This window comes from Exiguobacterium sp. s161, from assembly GCF_018619045.1.
Lineage (GTDB): Bacteria > Bacillota > Bacilli > Exiguobacteriales > Exiguobacteriaceae > Exiguobacterium_A > Exiguobacterium_A indicum.
Map to the genome: position 1 here is coordinate 156,786 of NZ_JACSNH010000003.1, position 17,562 is coordinate 174,347.

Below are 17,562 nucleotides of genomic sequence, written 5' to 3' on the forward strand. Positions count from 1 at the left end.
GGAGACGCTTTTTTTCTGTCTTCCTCTGATGTAACTCCCCATTCTTTTTGAAAAAAAGTGCTTGGTTCAAAAGTCTTATTTTCGACCAAACCGATGAAATAGGCTTTGACAGGACTTGTAAACGGATGCAAAATGAAAACGATTACATACCAAAAGGAGATGGCTACCGTATGAAACGCATGAGATTCGTTTGTATCGTTGCGCTAACGTTTGCACTGATATTTAGTGGACTCTCTTTATCTGGTCAAGCACTGGAAAAAGGGAAGTCGACATTGGTCATCATTCACTACAAGGCAGACCCGAATGCCACGAAGGATTGGAATCTGTGGTTATGGGCAAATGGACCGGATTATTTTCCGAATAAAGCTCATGCTTTTAACGGCGAGGATGCTTACGGAAAAATCGCAGCTTATGAATTCCCAGTTGATCAGCCGGAAAAAATCGGCTTTATCGTTCGAGATGATAACTGGAACAAAGATGGGGGATCTGAGAATGATCGCTTCATTACGAAAGACATGATTAAAAATGGTGTTGCTGAAATCTGGATCGATTCGGGAAGTAAGAACATCTCGACAGTCAATCCAAGCAATGGAGCAGATGTCGAAAATATCGACACGAACATCCACTATTACCGGTATGACAATGATTATGAAAAGTATGGCGTTTGGTCTTGGCCGGAAGAGCAGGATGGCAAGCGATTCGAGTTTGACAAGCAAGATGAGTTCGGTGCCGTTGCCAAGGTAACACTCGATAATCCGACGAAAGCACGTCTTGCAGGCGTCATTCCTCATCTTGAAGGATGGTCGGAAAAAGACGGAGCTGATCGTTTCTTTTATGCAGGGGCGAAAGACATCTGGTTGATTGAAGGGGATCAGACGGTATACTACAGCAAACCGGAAATCGATCGCACACCGAAAATCACAAGCTTTTTAGCAGATGACTTCCGGACGATGACATTAAAAACGAATGCACCGTTGACGGAAGAAGACGTAAAGGCATTTACGTTTGAAGGCGTGACGAATCCAGCCGTGTCAGCAATCGATGCCAAAACGGTAAAAGTCGAAGTCACTTCAGATATCGATTTAGCAGAAGTCGTCCGAGCGTCTCATCCTGTTTTTGGAGAAGCAGTCCTTGAAGCGGGTAAAGTGCTCCGTTCGAAAGCATTCGATCAAAAGTATGCCTACGATGGAAAACTCGGTGTCGACTATCAAAAGTCAAAGACGACGTTTAAAGTTTGGGCACCGACAGCACAAGCGGTCGAGCTCGAATTGTATCGCTTACCAAAGCAACAAGCTGCTACGACAAAAGATATCACGCGCGAAATCAAGATGGAACGAACGGATCGTGGTGTGTATCAAGTGACGGTCAAGGGCGATCTTGACGGTGTCGGATACACATACGAAGTCAAACATGCCAAAGAATCGACGCGTGCGGTTGATCCGTATGCGACAGCAGTCGCCGTCAATGGCGACCAAGGTGTCGTCGTCGACTTACGCGAGACGGATCCAAAACGCTGGACAAATGGAAAAATGCCACTTCGCCATGCGACAGATGCGATCATCTATGAATCACACGTCCGTGATTTATCGATGTTTGATGTGACGAACTCGGGTTACGATTCAGGTATCAAACAAAAAGGGAAGTATCTCGGCGTCATCGAGCCAGGTACACGTTTAACGAAGGATGGTAAAAAAACGAAGACGAAGACGGGACTTGATCATCTGAAGGAACTTGGCATCACGCACGTTCAGTTCATTCCAGTCTATGATTTCAACACAGCTTCCGTCGATGAGACGAACCCGCTTAAATCGTATAACTGGGGTTATGATCCAAAGAACTATAACGCACCAGAAGGATCGTATGCGACAAACCCCTATGATCCAAAAGTCCGAATCAAGGAAATGAAGCAGATGATTCAAGGGCTACATGACAATGGACTTCGTGCTGTCATGGATGTCGTCTACAACCACATGTTTGACGCAAAGGCATCAAACCTTGATAAAATCGTTCCTGGTTATTACTACCGTTATACAGAAGGCGGCGATTTAGCGAACGGAACGGGTGTCGGAAACGATACAGCGTCTGAGCGTCAAATGATGCACAAATTGATCGTTGATTCTGTCTCTTACTGGGCGAAAGAATACCACTGGGACGGATTCCGATTTGACTTAATGGGCATTCATGACGTCAAGACGATGAATGCTGTCAAACAGGCGACAAAACGAATTGATCCGTCGATTCTCATATTCGGAGAAGGGTGGAGCCTTGGAACACCGCTTCCAGATTCAGAGAAGGCCAACCAAACGAATACAAAACAAATGCCAGGAATCGGACATTTCAATGACAACCTACGCGATGCGCTCAAAGGTAGCGTCTTCATCGATTCAGATGCTGGTTTCATTAACGGAGCAACGGGTCTTGAAACGCGCATCAAACGCGGAATCGTCGGAGAGATTGCTTATAACAAAGAGATTCAAGGATTTACGCAAGAACCAGATCAAGCGATCACTTACGTTGAAGCACATGATAACCATACGCTCTGGGATAAGTTGAACCTGACGAATCCGAAAGACAATGACGCAACGAAGACAAAGATGCATCGTTTGGCTTCAAGTATCTTGTTGACGTCTCAAGGAACAACGTTCATCCATGCAGGACAGGATTTCATGCGGACGAAGGGCGGCGACCATAACTCATATAAATCACCGGATTCTGTCAACCAGCTCGACTGGAAACGGAAGATGGACCGTCAACAAGACGTTGATTATATGACAGGATTGATCGAGTTACGCAAAAAGAATCCAGTACTTCATTTAGCAACAGCAAAAGACATTCGTCGTTACCTGACGTTTGAAGCAGCACCGGCTCAAGTCATCGCGTATCGACTAGATGATGCTGCGCCGAAACAAAAAGAGGATCTCTATGTCATTCACAATGCAAATCGAAAAGCAGTCGACATGAAGTTACCAAAAGGAAAATGGAAGCTGCTTGTAGACGGTAAACAAGCAGGATCCAAAACAATCCGTAAAGTATCAGGTACGGTTCGTGTCGAAGGACTTAGCTCATTCGTCTTATCAAAATAAGTGAACAAATAAAAAAGGACGTTCCGCAGTTGGCGGAACGTCCTTTTCGTCAGTCGAGAAACGTGCAATCAAGCGTAACGCTCATCCGTTTCTTCGTTCTCTTCTTCTTTCAGATTACCTTCTTCCGATTTCGCGACGATGACGGCACATGCTGCGTCACCAGTGATGTTGACGGCTGTCCGCATCATATCAAGAAGACGATCGACACCGATGATTAAAGCGATTCCTTCGACCGGTAGATTGACCGATTGAAGAACCATCGTCAACATGACGAGACCGACACCTGGTACACCAGCTGTACCGACTGAGGCGAGAACAGCTGTCAGGACGACCGTCGCAAGTTGACCTGGCGTCAAATCAACAGCGTAGACTTGCGCGATGAAGACAGTCGCGACACCTTGCATGATTGCTGTTCCATCCATGTTGATCGTCGCACCGAGAGGCTGGACGAAACTTGAGACGGAGCGCGGAACCTTCAACTCTTTTTGAGCCGTTTGCATCGCAACAGGAAGTGTTGCGTTCGACGAAGACGTCGAGAAAGCGAACAGCATGACAGGTGCGAATTTCTTAAAGAAGAAGAACGGGTTCATCTTCCCAAGAAGTGAAACGGTCGAACCATACGTCAATACGGAATGGACGAATAGTGACAAGATGACGACACCCATATAAAGCCCCATCGCCTTTAGGGAATTAAGTCCTTGTGAACCAACGGCTGATGCGATTAGGGCGAATGCTCCAAGCGGTGCCATCTTCATGACAAGCGTGATCAAGTACGTCATTAAATCATTACCCTGCTCGATGAATGTCCGTAGTGTCGAGACTTTTTGACCGAGGAACGTGATTCCAAAACCGATAAAGACACTAAAGACGATGATTTGCAGCATATTACCTTCTGCCATCGACGTGATCGGGTTCGTCGGGAACATACCGACGATTGTATTGATAATGCTCGTATCTGGTAGATTTCCGTTATCATATTCCAGACCTTGCGTCTCGAAGTTACCGAACGTACCCGGCTTGATCAATAATGACAAACCGAGAGCAATGACAATCGCGACAGCCGTCGTCGTCATGAAGTAGCCAATTGCCTTTCCGCCGACACGACCAAGCTCTTTTGGATTACCAAGACCCATGACGCCGAGGGCGATCGAGAAGAAGACGATCGGTACGACGAGCATCTTAATCAAGTTCAGGAAGATCGTCCCGATGGGTTGTAAAGCATATTTATTCAATCCCTCATAAATCGACTTATCCGGTAAGCTAGCAAGAATGATTCCGAGGATCACCCCGAGAATCAATCCCCAGATGATGCGCTTTGCTTCTTTCATAAGTGATGTCACACTCCTTTATTTGATAATTGTCTATATTTTGACACATCATCACCCTTTTTGACAAAACATTTTAAAAAACACGTGATAACGCTTACAAAAAAGTTTCTGGATTTTGATGCAGGAATGACTAGATTTTGTTGTCAAACGGATGCAACCATGAGAGGATAGATAAGAACAAAAAGGAACAGCGTAGGGTACAGAAAAGTCGCTAGAATCAACTGTTGACCAAATTGTATATTCCTACTATAATGTTGTATGACGTGTCTGACACGTTTCCTTTAGTCGGTAATATCGGAGGGAGGGAAAACTAGTGGAAACTCGTGTACGTAAAAATGAATCACTTGAAGACGCACTTCGTCGCTTCAAACGTGGTGTTTCAAAAGATGGTACGCTTGCAGAAGTTCGTAAACGTAAACACTACGAAAAGCCAAGTGTAAAACGTAAGCTTAAATCGGAGGCTGCGCGTAAGCGTAAGAAGTTCTAACGTTAGAGAGGGTGTATCCTCATGAGTCTTCAGGAGCGTTTGACAGCGGATATGAAAGAAGCCATGCGTCTACGTGAAAAAGATCGTCTTACGACGATTCGGATGGTGAAATCATCGCTGCAAAATGAAACGATCAAACTCGGTAAGCAAGAATTGACAGACGAGGAAGAATTAACAATTCTTTCACGTGAAATGAAGCAGCGCAACGACTCCCTCCGAGAATTCGAAAGCGCTGGTCGTCACGATCTCGTCGAGAAAATTCAAGCAGAGATTGTCGTGCTCGAAGCTTATATGCCAAAACAGCTTTCCGAGGAAGAAGTACAGGAAATCGTCGACGCAGCTATTGCGCAGACGGGTGCCTCTGCTCCTTCAGATATGGGGAAAGTAATGGGTATCGTCATGCCACAGCTTAAAGGCAAGGCAGACGGTGCGTTAATTAATCGACTCGTCAAACAACGGCTCGCTTAATACATGAAAAAGGTGTCCTTCGGGGCACCTTTTTTGTCGTTCCTGTCACAATTAAAAGTTTCTTAATGAATTCAGAATAGTCATGAAACCTTTTTGTTTTGAAAGCGTATATAATTATAGTAACGAATCAAAGTGCAAAAGAAGCAGCTTCTGACACGAATGAAAAGGGGTGAACGTACGCATGACGTTTAGCTTAGGAATGATTTTGGCGGTCTTCATGATTGGGGTCCTCATGTTACTGGTCGAAATATTCGTCACAGGGTTCGGAATCTTTGGAGTCCTCGGAATCGGTGCGGTCCTTGCTAGTCTGATCATGGCAGGCGCTACAGTTGGTCAAGTAGGTATCGCAATCGGACTTGCTGTATTTCTATCGCTTGCGGCCGGATACTGGGCGTATCGCAGAATTAAATCAAATCAGTCGTTACTATGGCGCGGTTTGATTTTGACGGATTCGACATCGTCTGAAAAAGGCTATCTCTCCCATCAAGACAAAGTACAACTGTTAGGACAAGAAGGAGTCAGTTTGACGCCTCTTCGTCCATCAGGAACGATTGAAATCGATGGGAATCGAATTGATGCCGTAACGGAAGGGACCTTCATTCAAGCGGGGGAAACAATCGTCGTAAAAGAAGTGACGCATGGACGCGTTATTGTTAGAGTCCAACATACGAAGGAGGAGTCCCACACATGACACCTGAACTATTGACCGTATTACTCATATCTGGAGGAATTTTAATTTTCCTCGCCATCTTCTTCACGCTCGTTCCGATCCCACTTTGGATCAGCTCGCTCGCAGCAGGCGTACGTGTATCGATCTTTACATTAGTCGGGATGCGACTACGTCGAGTGACACCATCTAAAATCGTCAATCCGTTGATTAAGGCAGTTAAAGCGGGATTGAACTTGAATACGAATCAACTGGAAAGTCACTTCCTTGCCGGTGGTAACGTTGACCGCGTCGTCAATGCCTTGATTGCAGCACACCGTGCGAATATCGAGTTGAGCTTCGAACGCGCAGCAGCGATTGATCTTGCTGGTCGTAACGTTCTGGAAGCTGTTCAAATGTCGGTTAACCCGAAAGTCATCGAAACACCATTTATCGCCGGTGTGGCAATGAACGGGATTGAAGTAAAAGCGAAAGCCCGGATCACGGTACGTGCGAACATTGATCGTCTCGTCGGTGGTGCTGGGGAAGAAACGGTCATCGCACGTGTTGGTGAGGGTGTCATCTCAACCATTGGTTCGTGTAATGACCAAAAAGAAGTACTTGAGAATCCAGAGATGATCTCACGGACGGTTCTTGCGAAAGGACTCGATTCGGGTACGGCGTTCGAGATTCTCTCGATTGATATCGCGGACATTGATATCGGTAAGAATATCGGTGCGGTTCTGCAGACGGATCAAGCAGAAGCAGATAAGAACATTGCGCAAGCAAAAGCGGAAGAACGTCGCGCAATGGCGATCGCAAGTGAACAAGAGATGAAATCACGTGTTGAAGAGATGCGTGCGAAGGTTGTCGCTGCTGAAGCGGAAGTGCCGCTTGCGATCGCTGAAGCGATGCGTGACGGTAACTTTGGCGTCATGGATTATGCAAACTACTTGAACGTGACGGCAGATACGAAAATGCGTCAAGCAATCGGTGGGCAATCATCACCAAATGACTCACAATAAAGGGTGAGACGGTATGGATATCATATGGGTCGGATTGATGATCGCATTCGGTGTCATCTCCGTCATCTCAAAAGCAGCGGATAAAAAACCGAAGCAGACGAACCGGACACCTTCAAAGGAGTTCGGCGACTATGTGAAACAAATAACCGAACAGGTCGATACGGCGCGACAAGAGATGGTACCTCCACCTGTCGTTCGTAAAAAAGCACCCGCGAAGAAACAACCGGGGGTAACGCAAACAAAAGCGCGACCCGTTCATGAACGAACGGAATTGCAACAACGTTTGGACCAGCGTCAGAAACAACATTCGAAAAAAGGGATGTCCTCTTCGACGATCGGTGAAATCAAAGATAGCGTCGCAGACGGTGCTATTGGAACGTCGAGTCGTTCAGCATCAGCGACGAGACTCTCACAGGATGAAATGCGTCGTGCCATCGTCTGGAGTGAGGTTCTGGGTGCACCCGTTTCAAAACGAAAACGATGATGATTAGACAGTGAGTCGATCCTACGAAACGCGTAGGATCGACTCTTTTTATTTCCCAAAAGGTGGGAACGGGTTTTTCTTTCCATCTTTTCGGCGGAAGTGCTAAAGTGGAAGAGATTAGATATGAAGCGATGACAACTTGTTATCCATGACTAGGAGGCCATTCACAACGTGATATTCAACGAAAGAATCCCATTTGCATTTTCGAATTCAGAACAGATTCAAGCATTCGTCGGTCCGAATGATGCAGTCTTACGTACGATGGAAGCAGAACTTGACGTTCAGCTTACGCATCGAGGAGATGAGCTGTTGGCACAATCCGAACAGGAGCAGTCTGTAATCTTAGCAGGACAGGTCGTAGGCGTCTTGAAACAACTTGTGAATCGTGGAGCTGTTTTGACGGAGCGTGACGCGACGAGCGCCATTCAACTGGCACGTCAAGATCGGGTGGATGAACTACTGGAACTTTACGATACGGTCATTCATACGAATCATAAAGGAAAACCACTTCGTGCAAAGACACTCGGTCAAGCACGTTACGTTCGGGGAATCGACCGCTGTGATTTGACATTTGGTATTGGACCAGCGGGAACCGGAAAAACGTATCTTGCTGTCGTGATGGCGGCAAAAGCGTTAAAGGAAGGTCACGTCAAACGACTTGTCCTGACGCGTCCAGCAGTAGAAGCAGGAGAAAATCTAGGATTCCTTCCAGGGGATCTGAAAGAAAAAGTCGATCCCTATCTACGTCCTCTATACGATGCGCTACATGACGTACTTGGTGTCGAACATACGGCTCGTCTGCTTGAGCGTGGCGTCATCGAGATCGCGCCGCTCGCTTACATGCGTGGACGGACACTTGAACATGCCTTCGTCATTCTTGATGAAGCGCAAAATACGACACGTGAACAAATGAAGATGTTCTTGACGCGTCTCGGATTCCATTCGAAGATGATCGTCACAGGCGATTTGACACAAGTCGATCTTCCGCGAGGAAAAACGTCTGGTCTACAAGAAGCGTTACATTTGCTCGGCAATGTCAAAGGGATTCATTTTGAGCACTTTGGCTCAGCGGATGTCGTGCGTCACCCACTTGTCCGAAAAATCGTTGATGCTTATAGTCAGGATTTGACCTAAGCCGTTACGAAAATAGATGGAAAAGGGGGAGATGATATGCGCAAGGTTGGGGTCTGGGTCGGGCTTTTGACAGTAGTATTCTATCTCGTCGTATCGACGATGATGTATGTCAGTGTTCGGCCAGAAGCCTTGTCCGCAGAACCATTCTCAATTGCAGAAGAAGATATCCGGTCACCCTTGACGATGGAGGACCGGGTTGCAACAAATCAAATCAAGGAAAATTCGGTTGCTGCAATCGAGAGTCAGTATACGATCAAACAAGAGTATGCAGCACAACAAATTGATAAAGTCGAACAACTTTTTGCGAGTTTGTCTGGTATCAAAAAAACAAATGAGATCGGTAAAATCAAACAGCGTCTGCGTGGAACGGAGGCGGCAACTCTTTTGAAGGATGATGAGTTACGCTTGCTTGTGACGTCGACGACAGCACTACGGAATACGACACGTGACGTCGTCATCACCGCGATTGAAGAAGCGATGCGTCAACGTATCTCGTCTGATGGTGGTGAAGTAGCGGAGGCACGTGAGAATGCGCGAACGGATATTGAACGTTCGCCACTGTCCTTTTCGCTAAAAGCAGTCGCTAAAGCGATGACCGATCAACTGATCGTGACGAACTACGTCTATGATCCGGAAAAGACGGAACAGCTTCGTAAGCAGACGAGTGATAAAGTTGAACCAGTCATCATTTCAGAAGGCGAAGTGATCGTTAAACGAGGCGAAGTGATTTCACAAGATGCCTATCGTCAGCTACAATTAGTCGGCTTGATTTCTGATCGACAGTCGTTGAAACCGTTACTCGGGGCGATGCTTGTCAGTGCGTTGATGACTGCCTTTTTATTTGGATTCATTCACCGTTCAAAACTGCGATACGCTCAAATGGGGCGGATTCGATTATTCGGGCTTGTCTACCTCGTCGTCAGTCTACAATTACTCGTCATGTATGGTATGGCGTTCTTAGCAGACGACATCAATCCAGCATTTTACTTACTCACGCCGACCGCTTTTGCTGCGCTCGTCTTGCGCAATTTATTGAACGAACGGATTGCATTATCGAGTTCTCTGTTTACGGCGCTTGCCGGAACGTTCTTCTATAGTACGAACCAGAACTTCAGCTTCAATATCGCAATCTATTTATTGGTCGGTGGTTTAGTCGCAACGTTTTTCCTGCGCTCTAGTTTGTCACGACGTCGTATTTTCATGAGCAGTGTTTCGATTGCCGGAGCAAACATCGCGATTTTCTTAGCATTCGTCCTGTTACGAAGTGGTACGTTCGAACTACGAGAAACGCTGATTTTAATCGGTTTTGCGATTGCGAGTGGTATCTTGAGTGCCGTCCTAGCAATTGGACTATTGCCGTTTCTTGAGATGACGTTCGGTATTTTAGCACCGACCCGTCTACTCGAACTGTTGAACCCGACGCATCCGTTACTCAAAAAACTATTAGTTGAAGCACCGGGAACGTACCATCATAGTATGATGGTCGCGAACCTAGCAGAAACAGCCTGTGAAGCAATCGGAGCAGATGGCTTGCTTGCACGAGTCGGCGCCTACTATCATGATTTAGGGAAAACGCGACGACCGCTTTATTTCATTGAGAACCAGCATGGACGCAATCCCCATGATCGATTGACACCGGAAGAGTCGGCACGTGTCATCTTGGCACATACCGAGGATGGTGTTGAATTACTCGAAGACGCAAAACTGCCTGCAGCGATCATCGATATTTGCCGCCAGCATCATGGAACCTCTCTGCTGAGATACTTTTATGTCAAGGCAGCAGAACAAGGTGAGGTCGATGAGGAGACGTTCCGTTACACGGGTCCGAAACCACAAACTCGTGAAGCGGCGGTCATCATGATCGTTGACTCGATTGAAGCGGCAGTTCGTTCGATGAAAGCTCCTTCAGAAGAAGGAATTCGGGACTTGGTCGCGAAAATCATTCGTGAAAAGATGATGGATGATCAATTTGCGGAATGTGACATTACGACACGTGAGATTTATCGCGTTGGTGAAAGTGCGTGTCATACCTTATCCGGTTTGTTCCATGAACGAATCGAGTATCCAGAATTAAAGAAAGAGGCAACGACATGAATATTTATATGACAGACGAAAATAATCGTCTAACGGAAGAACAACGACAGCTTGTCGAATCGATTTTGATTTACACGGCGGAACAAGAAGAAGTCGATTCAAATAGTGAGTTGTCCGTGACTTTCGTCTCAAACGATGAGATTCAAGAAATCAATCGTGAATGGCGTGGAAAGGATCAGGCGACAGACGTCATTTCCTTTGCGATGGAAGAACTCGGAGAAGATGAAATCGATTTTGGATTGCTCGAAGACGAACCAATCGTCCTCGGCGATTTGATCATTTCCGTAGAACGGTGTCGTGAACAAGCGGCAGAGTATGGGAATCATTTTGAGCGAGAGCTCGGTTTCCTCGCTGTCCATGGTTTTCTCCATTTACTCGGATACGATCACATTGAAAAAGCAGATGAGGAAGTCATGACGAAGCGACAGGAGGAAATCCTGCATCACTTCGAGTTATATCGGGGCACATTGTGAAAAGCTGGTGGCAACCGTTTCGACATGCCATGAACGGATTGCGCCAATCGATTCGAGAAGAACGGCATATGAAAGTTCACGTGACAGTTGGTGCCATCGTGTTGCTTGTCGCCTTTCTATTACCCTTGACGTCTGTCGAGCGAGCGATCCTCTTCTTGACGGTCGGGATCGTCATCAGTGCCGAGATGTTCAATACAGCGTTTGAGCGCGTCGTTGATCTCGTGACGCAGGAATGGCATCCACTGGCAAAAGCAGTCAAGGATATTGCAAGTGGAGCTGTTCTTGTGTTGGCGCTTACATCTATTGCAATTGCACTATGCATCTTCATCCCATATTTGGTACAATAAGAATCCGGCCTTTTTGGCCAATACCGTTCCTAAGAAGGGGATACTCACATGAAAACAGAACAATTACTCGAACAAGCTAAACGTGCACGCGAAAAAGCGTATGTTCCATATTCGAAATTCCAAGTCGGTGCTGCTCTACTAACAAAAGACGGACAAGTCTTCCATGGTTGCAATATTGAAAACGCTGCATATGGTCTTTGTAACTGTGCAGAACGGACAGCAATCTTCTCTGCGTGGGCACAGGATGCGCGCGAGTATGCAGCGATGGCTGTCGTTGCGGACACGGAAGGACCGGTCGCACCGTGCGGACAATGCCGCCAAGTGCTATCAGAGATGTGTGACGCGGATATGCCAATCTATTTGACGAACCTTAAAGGGGATGTCACAGAAACAACAGTGGGTGCCCTCTTACCAGGAGCATTCACGAAAGGGGATTTACATGTTTAAAGAAGGATTCAAATCGGGCTTTGTCTCGATCATCGGACGCCCGAACGTCGGAAAATCGACATTCCTCAACCGTGTCATCGGACAAAAGATTGCCATCATGTCTGATAAGCCACAAACGACGCGAAACAAGATCCAAGGTGTCTATACGACAGAAGACGTTCAGACGATTTTCATCGATACACCAGGGATTCACAAACCAAAACATAAACTCGGCGACTTCATGATGAAGGTCGCGACGAACGCATTGCGTGAAGTTGATGCGATTTTATTCATGGTCAACGTGACGGAACCAAAAGGAAAAGGTGACGATTTCATCATTGAAAAATTGAAGGAACTCGATACACCCATCATCCTCGTCATGAATAAGGTCGATTTGATTCATCCGAATGATATTCCGCCCATCATCGAGTCATATAAAAATGAGCTCGAGTTTGCGGCAGTCGTTCCGATCTCTGCGCTTCAAGGGAACAACGTCGGACCGTTACTTGAAGAAATCGCGAAGATCTTACCGGAAGGACCGATGTATTATCCGGAGGATCAAGTCACTGACCACCCGGAGCGTTTCATCATCTCAGAGATGATTCGTGAGAAAGTCTTGCAAAAGACACGCGATGAAGTACCACACTCAATCGCGGTCGCGATTGATCAAATCAAGACGCGTGAGAATGGAAACATGGTCGATGTCCATGCGACGATCTTGATCGAGCGCGATTCCCAAAAAGGAATCATCATCGGTAAACGCGGAGCACTTCTAAAAGAAATCGGCTCCGAAGCACGAACGGACATCGAGATGTTACTCGGAACAAAAGTTTACCTGAACTTGTGGGTCAAAGTCCAAAAGGATTGGCGTAACAAGGCCGGTCAATTGCGTGAACTTGGCTTCCGCGATGACGAGTATTAAGCGATGATCGATAAGGCGGAAGGGCTTGTACTACGAACGGTCGTATACGGTGAATCGAATAAGATCGTCACGCTACTGACACGTGAATACGGCAAGCTCGCCGTCATGGCGCGAGGAGCGAAGAAGCCGGGTAGTCGTTTCAACGCGGCAAGCCAGCCTTTCGTTCGAGCCGTCTATATCTATCCACGGTCACGTGGTCTCGGTCAGTTAAAATCGGCAGACGTCATCACGAGCCACGCGCATATCCGGCAAGATGTCGTCTTGATGGCGTATGCGATGTATCTACTGGAGCTGGCAGATAAAGCGCTTGATGAACGAGTGCCGCAACCGGCACTCTATGATTTGTTCGTTGAAGGACTGGAGGCGATGGATGAAGGACTTGATCCCGACGTCGTCTCTTTCATCATCGAGTTGCGCCTGTTGCGTCATCTAGGGATTGCGCCGCACTTGAACGGCTGTACGATTTGCGGGAGTGCTGAAGCACCGTTTGCTTTTTCGTTACACCACGGCGGTCTACTCTGTCGCCGGCACCGTCATGAGGATGAACATGCCGTCTTTATGTCAGAGGCAGTCGCGAAGATGCTCTACGTGTTTTCCGTCTATGATTTCTCGCGAATCGGGACCGTGACGGTGAAGCCGGAAACGAAGCGTCTACTGCGTCAAATCATGGATGCTTATATGGAACGCTACAGCGGGTTACGCCTACGTTCAAAACGTGTCCTCGACCAGTTGATTAATTTCGGCAACGATTGACAGCAACAAGCGGGTTCGGTAGAATAAATGCGGTAGAAGCAACTAAATGAACACGATGACGAAAAGGAGTACCGTCTTTTTCTCAATCAAGCGATTCCAGGGTGGTGCGAGCTGGGAGTGAGAGGGGCGCGAATGGCGTTTCGGAGTGTTCTTTGTCAAAAAGAGTGGCATGCGATGCATGCAAGTAGGGTGGAACCGCGGGCTCGTCTCGTCCCTATGTGCAACGATTGTTGTACATAGGGGCGTTTTTTGCGTTCCTTAATCATTTCGGAGGTGAAAGTCGTGAAGATGACAGTACAAGACATGATCTTGACATTACAAAAATTTTGGGCAGAACAAGGCTGCTTGACGATGCAAGCATACGACGTAGAAAAAGGAGCCGGTACGATGAATCCGATGACGTTCTTACGGAGTCTCGGACCAGAACCATGGAACGTTTGTTATACAGAACCATCACGCCGTCCGGCTGACGGTCGTTACGGGGAAAACCCGAACCGTCTGTATCAACACCATCAATTCCAAGTCATCATGAAACCATCACCTGACAACATTCAGGAATTGTACTTACAAAGTCTCGAGTTGCTCGGTATCAACCCACTCGAACATGATATCCGTTTCGTAGAGGATAACTGGGAGAACCCGACATTCGGTGCTGCAGGTCTCGGCTGGGAAGTATGGCTGAACGGAATGGAAATCACGCAATTCACGTATTTCCAACAAGTCGGTGGAATCGAGTGTAATCCGATCGCAGTCGAGATCACTTATGGAATCGAGCGTCTTGCGTCGTACATTCAAGACGTTGAGAGTGTCTTTGATCTCGTTTGGACGGATGGCTTCAAATACGGTGATATCTTCTATCAACCGGAGTTCGAACATTCGAAGTATACGTTTGAAACGTCAGATGTCGCCTTACTCTTCACGTTGTTCGATCAATATGAAAAAGAAGCGAATCGCGCCTTGGACGAGAACCTCGTTTTCCCAGCGTATGATTACATCTTAAAATGTTCACATACCTTTAACCTTCTTGACGCGAAGGGGGCGATTTCCGTCACGGAACGTACAGGATTCATCCATCGTGTCCGGAACATGTCGCGCCGTTGTGCGCAAAGTTTCATCGAAGAACGGGAACGTCTTGGCTTCCCATTGATCAAGTCGAAAGCAGGTGAGTCACATGCATGAATTATTACTTGAAATCGGTTTAGAAGAGATGCCGGCTCGATTCGTCCTTCAATCCGAAACACAACTCAAGGAACGCGTGACGCGTTTCCTTGAAGAAGCTCGGATTGAGTTCACAAGCGTCGAATCCTTCTCGACACCACGTCGTCTTGCAGTGTATGTCAAAGGTCTCGCAGCACGTCAAAGTGACCTCGAAGAGACATTAAAAGGACCAGCAAAACGTATCGCGATGGACGAAGCAGGGAACTGGACGAAAGCAGCCGAAGGGTTTGCGCGTGGTAAAGGGTTAACGACGGACGATCTCTTCCTTGGAGAAGAAAAAGGAGTCGAGTATCTCTATGCGACACGTAAGGAAGTCGGACAAGCGACAGCCGATCTACTTCCTGGACTAAAACAAGTCGTCGAAGCGATGACATTCCCGAAAAACATGCGTTGGAGCACACAATCGTTACGTTATATGCGTCCAATTCGTTGGTTGATTGCCCTGCTTGACGATCAAGTCATCCCGTTTGAAGTCGCATCCGTCGAAACAGGTCGGACATCACGTGGACATCGTTTCCTCGGGCAGGACATCACGATCCTGCGTCCGAACGCTTATGTTGAAGCGCTCGCAGGAGAAAACGTCATCGTCAGTTACGAAGCACGTCGTCAATTGATCGAAGAACAAATTGCAGCGCTTGCGGCACGCGAACAATTCGAAGTGCCGATCGATGCGTCTTTACTTGAAGAAGTCACGAACCTCGTCGAGTATCCGACAGCCTTGTTCGGTGCATTTGATGAAGCGTATCTTGAGTTACCAGAAGAAGTCTTGATCACGACGATGAAGGAACACCAACGTTACTTCCCGGTCAAACGTGACGGGGCGTTGCTCCATTATTTCGTGACGGTACGAAACGGAAACGCAATACATCTTGAAAACGTCGCACGCGGAAACGAAAAAGTCATCCGTGCCCGTTTAGCAGATGCGCAGTTCTTCTATGAAGAAGATAAAAAAGCAGATATCGATGAACAGGCGAAACGTCTTGATAAAATCGTCTTCCATGAAAAATTAGGAACGACAGGCGAAAAAGTCCGTCGCGTCCGTCAGATGGCACTCGCACTTGCAGATCGTGTCGGTGCAGACAAAACACGTGTCGAACGTGCAGGACAGATCTATAAATTCGACCTCGTCAGTCAAATGGTCTATGAATTCACAGAATTACAAGGTCTGATGGGTGAGCGTTATGCGAACATGAAGAATGAGGATCCAGAAGTCGCGGCTGCGATTCGTGAACATTACATGCCACGCTTCGCGGGGGATGCAAGTCCGGAAACACCAACAGGAACACTCTATGCGATTCTCGATAAGATGGACAGCGTCGCTGGATTCTTTGGTGTCGGTATGATTCCAAGTGGATCAGCGGATCCGTACGCATTGCGTCGTCAAGCACAAGGGATTGTTCAGATTTTATCAGATCGTAAGTTGAATCTGACATTGACTGAATTGATTGCCTTCGTCGTTTCAGAACAGGTGGCAGCAGGTCTTTACGCGAAGGATGCCGAAGAAGTTCAAGCTGCATTACAAGACTTCTTTGCACAACGCTTGAAATACCGTCTATCGGAAATGAACTTCCGTCATGATGTCGTCGAAGCCGCTCTTGATCATACGTTGACAGTCGAAGCGAATGAGCAGCGTGCTGCGATGCTTGAAAGTGCGACGAAAAAAGAATCGTTCAAGAAAACGGTCGAACAACTCAGCCGTGTCTTAAACATCTCGAAAAAAGCAGAAGACGTCACAACTGTTAATCCAGCGCTCTTTGAAAATGATGCGGAACGCGCGTTACATGAGGCGATTGAGAAGACCTTACCAGAGGTCGATCAAGCGATCGCGTCACTTGATTATGAACGAGCGCTTGAGGCACTTGAGGCAACCGTTCCGTCGATCACAGCATACTTCGACGGTACGATGATCATGACGGACGACGAAACGGTCCGTACGAACCGTCTTAGCGAAATGAAACGATTTGCGCAAGCCATCGAATCAGTCGCCCGGTTCAATGCACTTACTTTAGCGTAAAGAAAAAGGACGGATGAGCCGATGAAGTTAAATGAACGGCAAAAAAAGATACTCCAAATCGTCAAAGAGAATGGTCCGATCACGGGAGAGCAGATTGCTGCAGCGCTCTCCCTGACACGGGCGACATTACGACCCGATTTGTCGATTTTAACGATGACCGGCATGCTAGAAGCGCGTCCACGTGTCGGCTATATGTACGTTGGAAAGAAAAATGCGTCCATGCTTCATGAGAAACTCGACACCTTGACCGTCGGCGAATTCATGTCGTCGGCAAAGGTCATTCATGAAGGGATGACCGTATACGATGCGATCGTTCACTTATTCCTTGAAGATGTGGGTTCGCTGTTCGTCGTCAGTAAGGACCATGCGTTAGTCGGTGTGTTGTCACGTAAGGATTTTCTACGTGCGGCAATCGGTAATCAAGAATTAGATTCGTTACCGGTCAACATCATCATGACACGGATGCCGAATTTGACGGTCTGTGAAAAATCGGAGACGTTGATTGGTGCCGGTATGAAACTGATCGAAAAACAGATTGATTCAATGCCAGTCGTCGAAGAGGAGAACGGCGTCTTGAAAGTCGTTGGTCGAATGACGAAGACGAACATGACGAAAGTGTTAGTAGCTTTAGCACGTGATGAAGAAATTTAAGGAGGGTTC

Annotated in this window: 17 protein-coding genes; 16 read left to right on the plus strand and 1 reads right to left on the minus strand. The window is 47.2% G+C overall.

The genetic code is table 11. The annotated features are described in order from the left end of the window. Positions 1-170 precede the first annotated feature (170 nt). Positions 171-3,083: a type I pullulanase gene (gene pulA / locus KNQ14_RS10360; protein WP_214860963.1), complete on the plus strand. Its 2,913-nt coding sequence runs from the start codon at positions 171-173 to the stop codon at positions 3,081-3,083. Between the two features lie 68 nt (positions 3,084-3,151). On the opposite strand, the gene KNQ14_RS10365 is transcribed toward pulA, so the two are convergent. Next, positions 3,152-4,411 (minus strand): dicarboxylate/amino acid:cation symporter, encoded by a 1,260-nt coding sequence (locus KNQ14_RS10365; protein ID WP_058265080.1) that lies wholly within the window; start codon positions 4,409-4,411, stop codon positions 3,152-3,154. Between the two features lie 313 nt (positions 4,412-4,724). Here KNQ14_RS10365 and rpsU point away from each other — a divergent pair, with 313 nt between their 5' ends. The 15 genes from rpsU to ccpN all read left to right on the plus strand — a co-directional run bounded on the left by rpsU (position 4,725) and on the right by ccpN (position 17,553). Next, positions 4,725-4,898, plus strand: a complete 174-nt coding sequence (gene rpsU, locus KNQ14_RS10370; protein WP_012369719.1) for a 30S ribosomal protein S21 — start codon at positions 4,725-4,727, stop codon at positions 4,896-4,898. Positions 4,899-4,919: 21 nt separating this feature from the next. After that, positions 4,920-5,366, plus strand: a complete 447-nt coding sequence (locus KNQ14_RS10375; protein WP_023467485.1) for a GatB/YqeY domain-containing protein — start codon at positions 4,920-4,922, stop codon at positions 5,364-5,366. Positions 5,367-5,535: 169 nt separating this feature from the next. After that, entirely contained in the window at positions 5,536-6,057 is a 522-nt protein-coding gene (locus KNQ14_RS10380) for an NfeD family protein (protein ID WP_235147624.1), read from the plus strand. Then, on the plus strand, positions 6,054-7,037 hold the full coding sequence (gene floA, locus KNQ14_RS10385; protein WP_023467489.1) for a flotillin-like protein FloA: 984 nt from the start codon (positions 6,054-6,056) through the stop codon (positions 7,035-7,037). Before KNQ14_RS10380 ends, floA begins: the two co-directional genes overlap by 4 nt. A 13-nt stretch (positions 7,038-7,050) precedes the next feature. Further along, a complete protein-coding gene (locus KNQ14_RS10390) occupies positions 7,051-7,521 on the plus strand; it encodes a hypothetical protein (protein WP_023467490.1) in 471 nt (156 codons plus the stop codon). A 171-nt stretch (positions 7,522-7,692) separates the two neighbouring features. Beyond that, positions 7,693-8,655, plus strand: a complete 963-nt coding sequence (locus KNQ14_RS10395; protein ID WP_023467492.1) for a PhoH family protein — start codon at positions 7,693-7,695, stop codon at positions 8,653-8,655. Between the two features lie 36 nt (positions 8,656-8,691). Further along, entirely contained in the window at positions 8,692-10,749 is a 2,058-nt protein-coding gene (locus KNQ14_RS10400) for an HD family phosphohydrolase (RefSeq protein ID WP_055966923.1), read from the plus strand. Then, positions 10,746-11,222, plus strand: coding sequence for an rRNA maturation RNase YbeY (gene ybeY, locus KNQ14_RS10405; RefSeq protein ID WP_029341033.1), 477 nt, complete (start codon positions 10,746-10,748; stop codon positions 11,220-11,222). The genes KNQ14_RS10400 and ybeY overlap by 4 nt, the downstream gene beginning before the upstream one ends. A 29-nt stretch (positions 11,223-11,251) precedes the next feature. Then, positions 11,252-11,569, plus strand: coding sequence for a diacylglycerol kinase (locus KNQ14_RS10410; protein ID WP_241492327.1), 318 nt, complete (start codon positions 11,252-11,254; stop codon positions 11,567-11,569). 48 nt (positions 11,570-11,617) lie between these two features. Continuing rightward, positions 11,618-12,016 carry a cytidine deaminase gene (locus KNQ14_RS10415; protein WP_023467498.1) on the plus strand — a complete coding sequence of 133 codons (399 nt, stop codon included), beginning with the start codon at positions 11,618-11,620 and terminating at the stop codon, positions 12,014-12,016. Next, complete coding sequence (gene era / locus KNQ14_RS10420; protein WP_214860964.1) at positions 12,009-12,917, plus strand: GTPase Era; 909 nt, start codon at positions 12,009-12,011, stop codon at positions 12,915-12,917. The genes KNQ14_RS10415 and era overlap by 8 nt, the downstream gene beginning before the upstream one ends. 3 nt (positions 12,918-12,920) lie before the next feature. Beyond that, a complete protein-coding gene (recO, locus tag KNQ14_RS10425) occupies positions 12,921-13,670 on the plus strand; it encodes a DNA repair protein RecO (protein WP_214860965.1) in 750 nt (249 codons plus the stop codon). 288 nt (positions 13,671-13,958) lie between these two features. Continuing rightward, on the plus strand, positions 13,959-14,849 hold the full coding sequence (glyQ, locus tag KNQ14_RS10430) for a glycine--tRNA ligase subunit alpha (protein ID WP_029341034.1): 891 nt from the start codon (positions 13,959-13,961) through the stop codon (positions 14,847-14,849). Next, positions 14,842-16,902, plus strand: a complete 2,061-nt coding sequence (gene glyS / locus KNQ14_RS10435; protein ID WP_214860966.1) for a glycine--tRNA ligase subunit beta — start codon at positions 14,842-14,844, stop codon at positions 16,900-16,902. Before glyQ ends, glyS begins: the two co-directional genes overlap by 8 nt. A 21-nt stretch (positions 16,903-16,923) precedes the next feature. After that, entirely contained in the window at positions 16,924-17,553 is a 630-nt protein-coding gene (gene ccpN / locus KNQ14_RS10440; RefSeq protein ID WP_029341036.1) for a transcriptional regulator CcpN, read from the plus strand. The last annotated feature ends 9 nt before the right edge of the window (positions 17,554-17,562 follow it).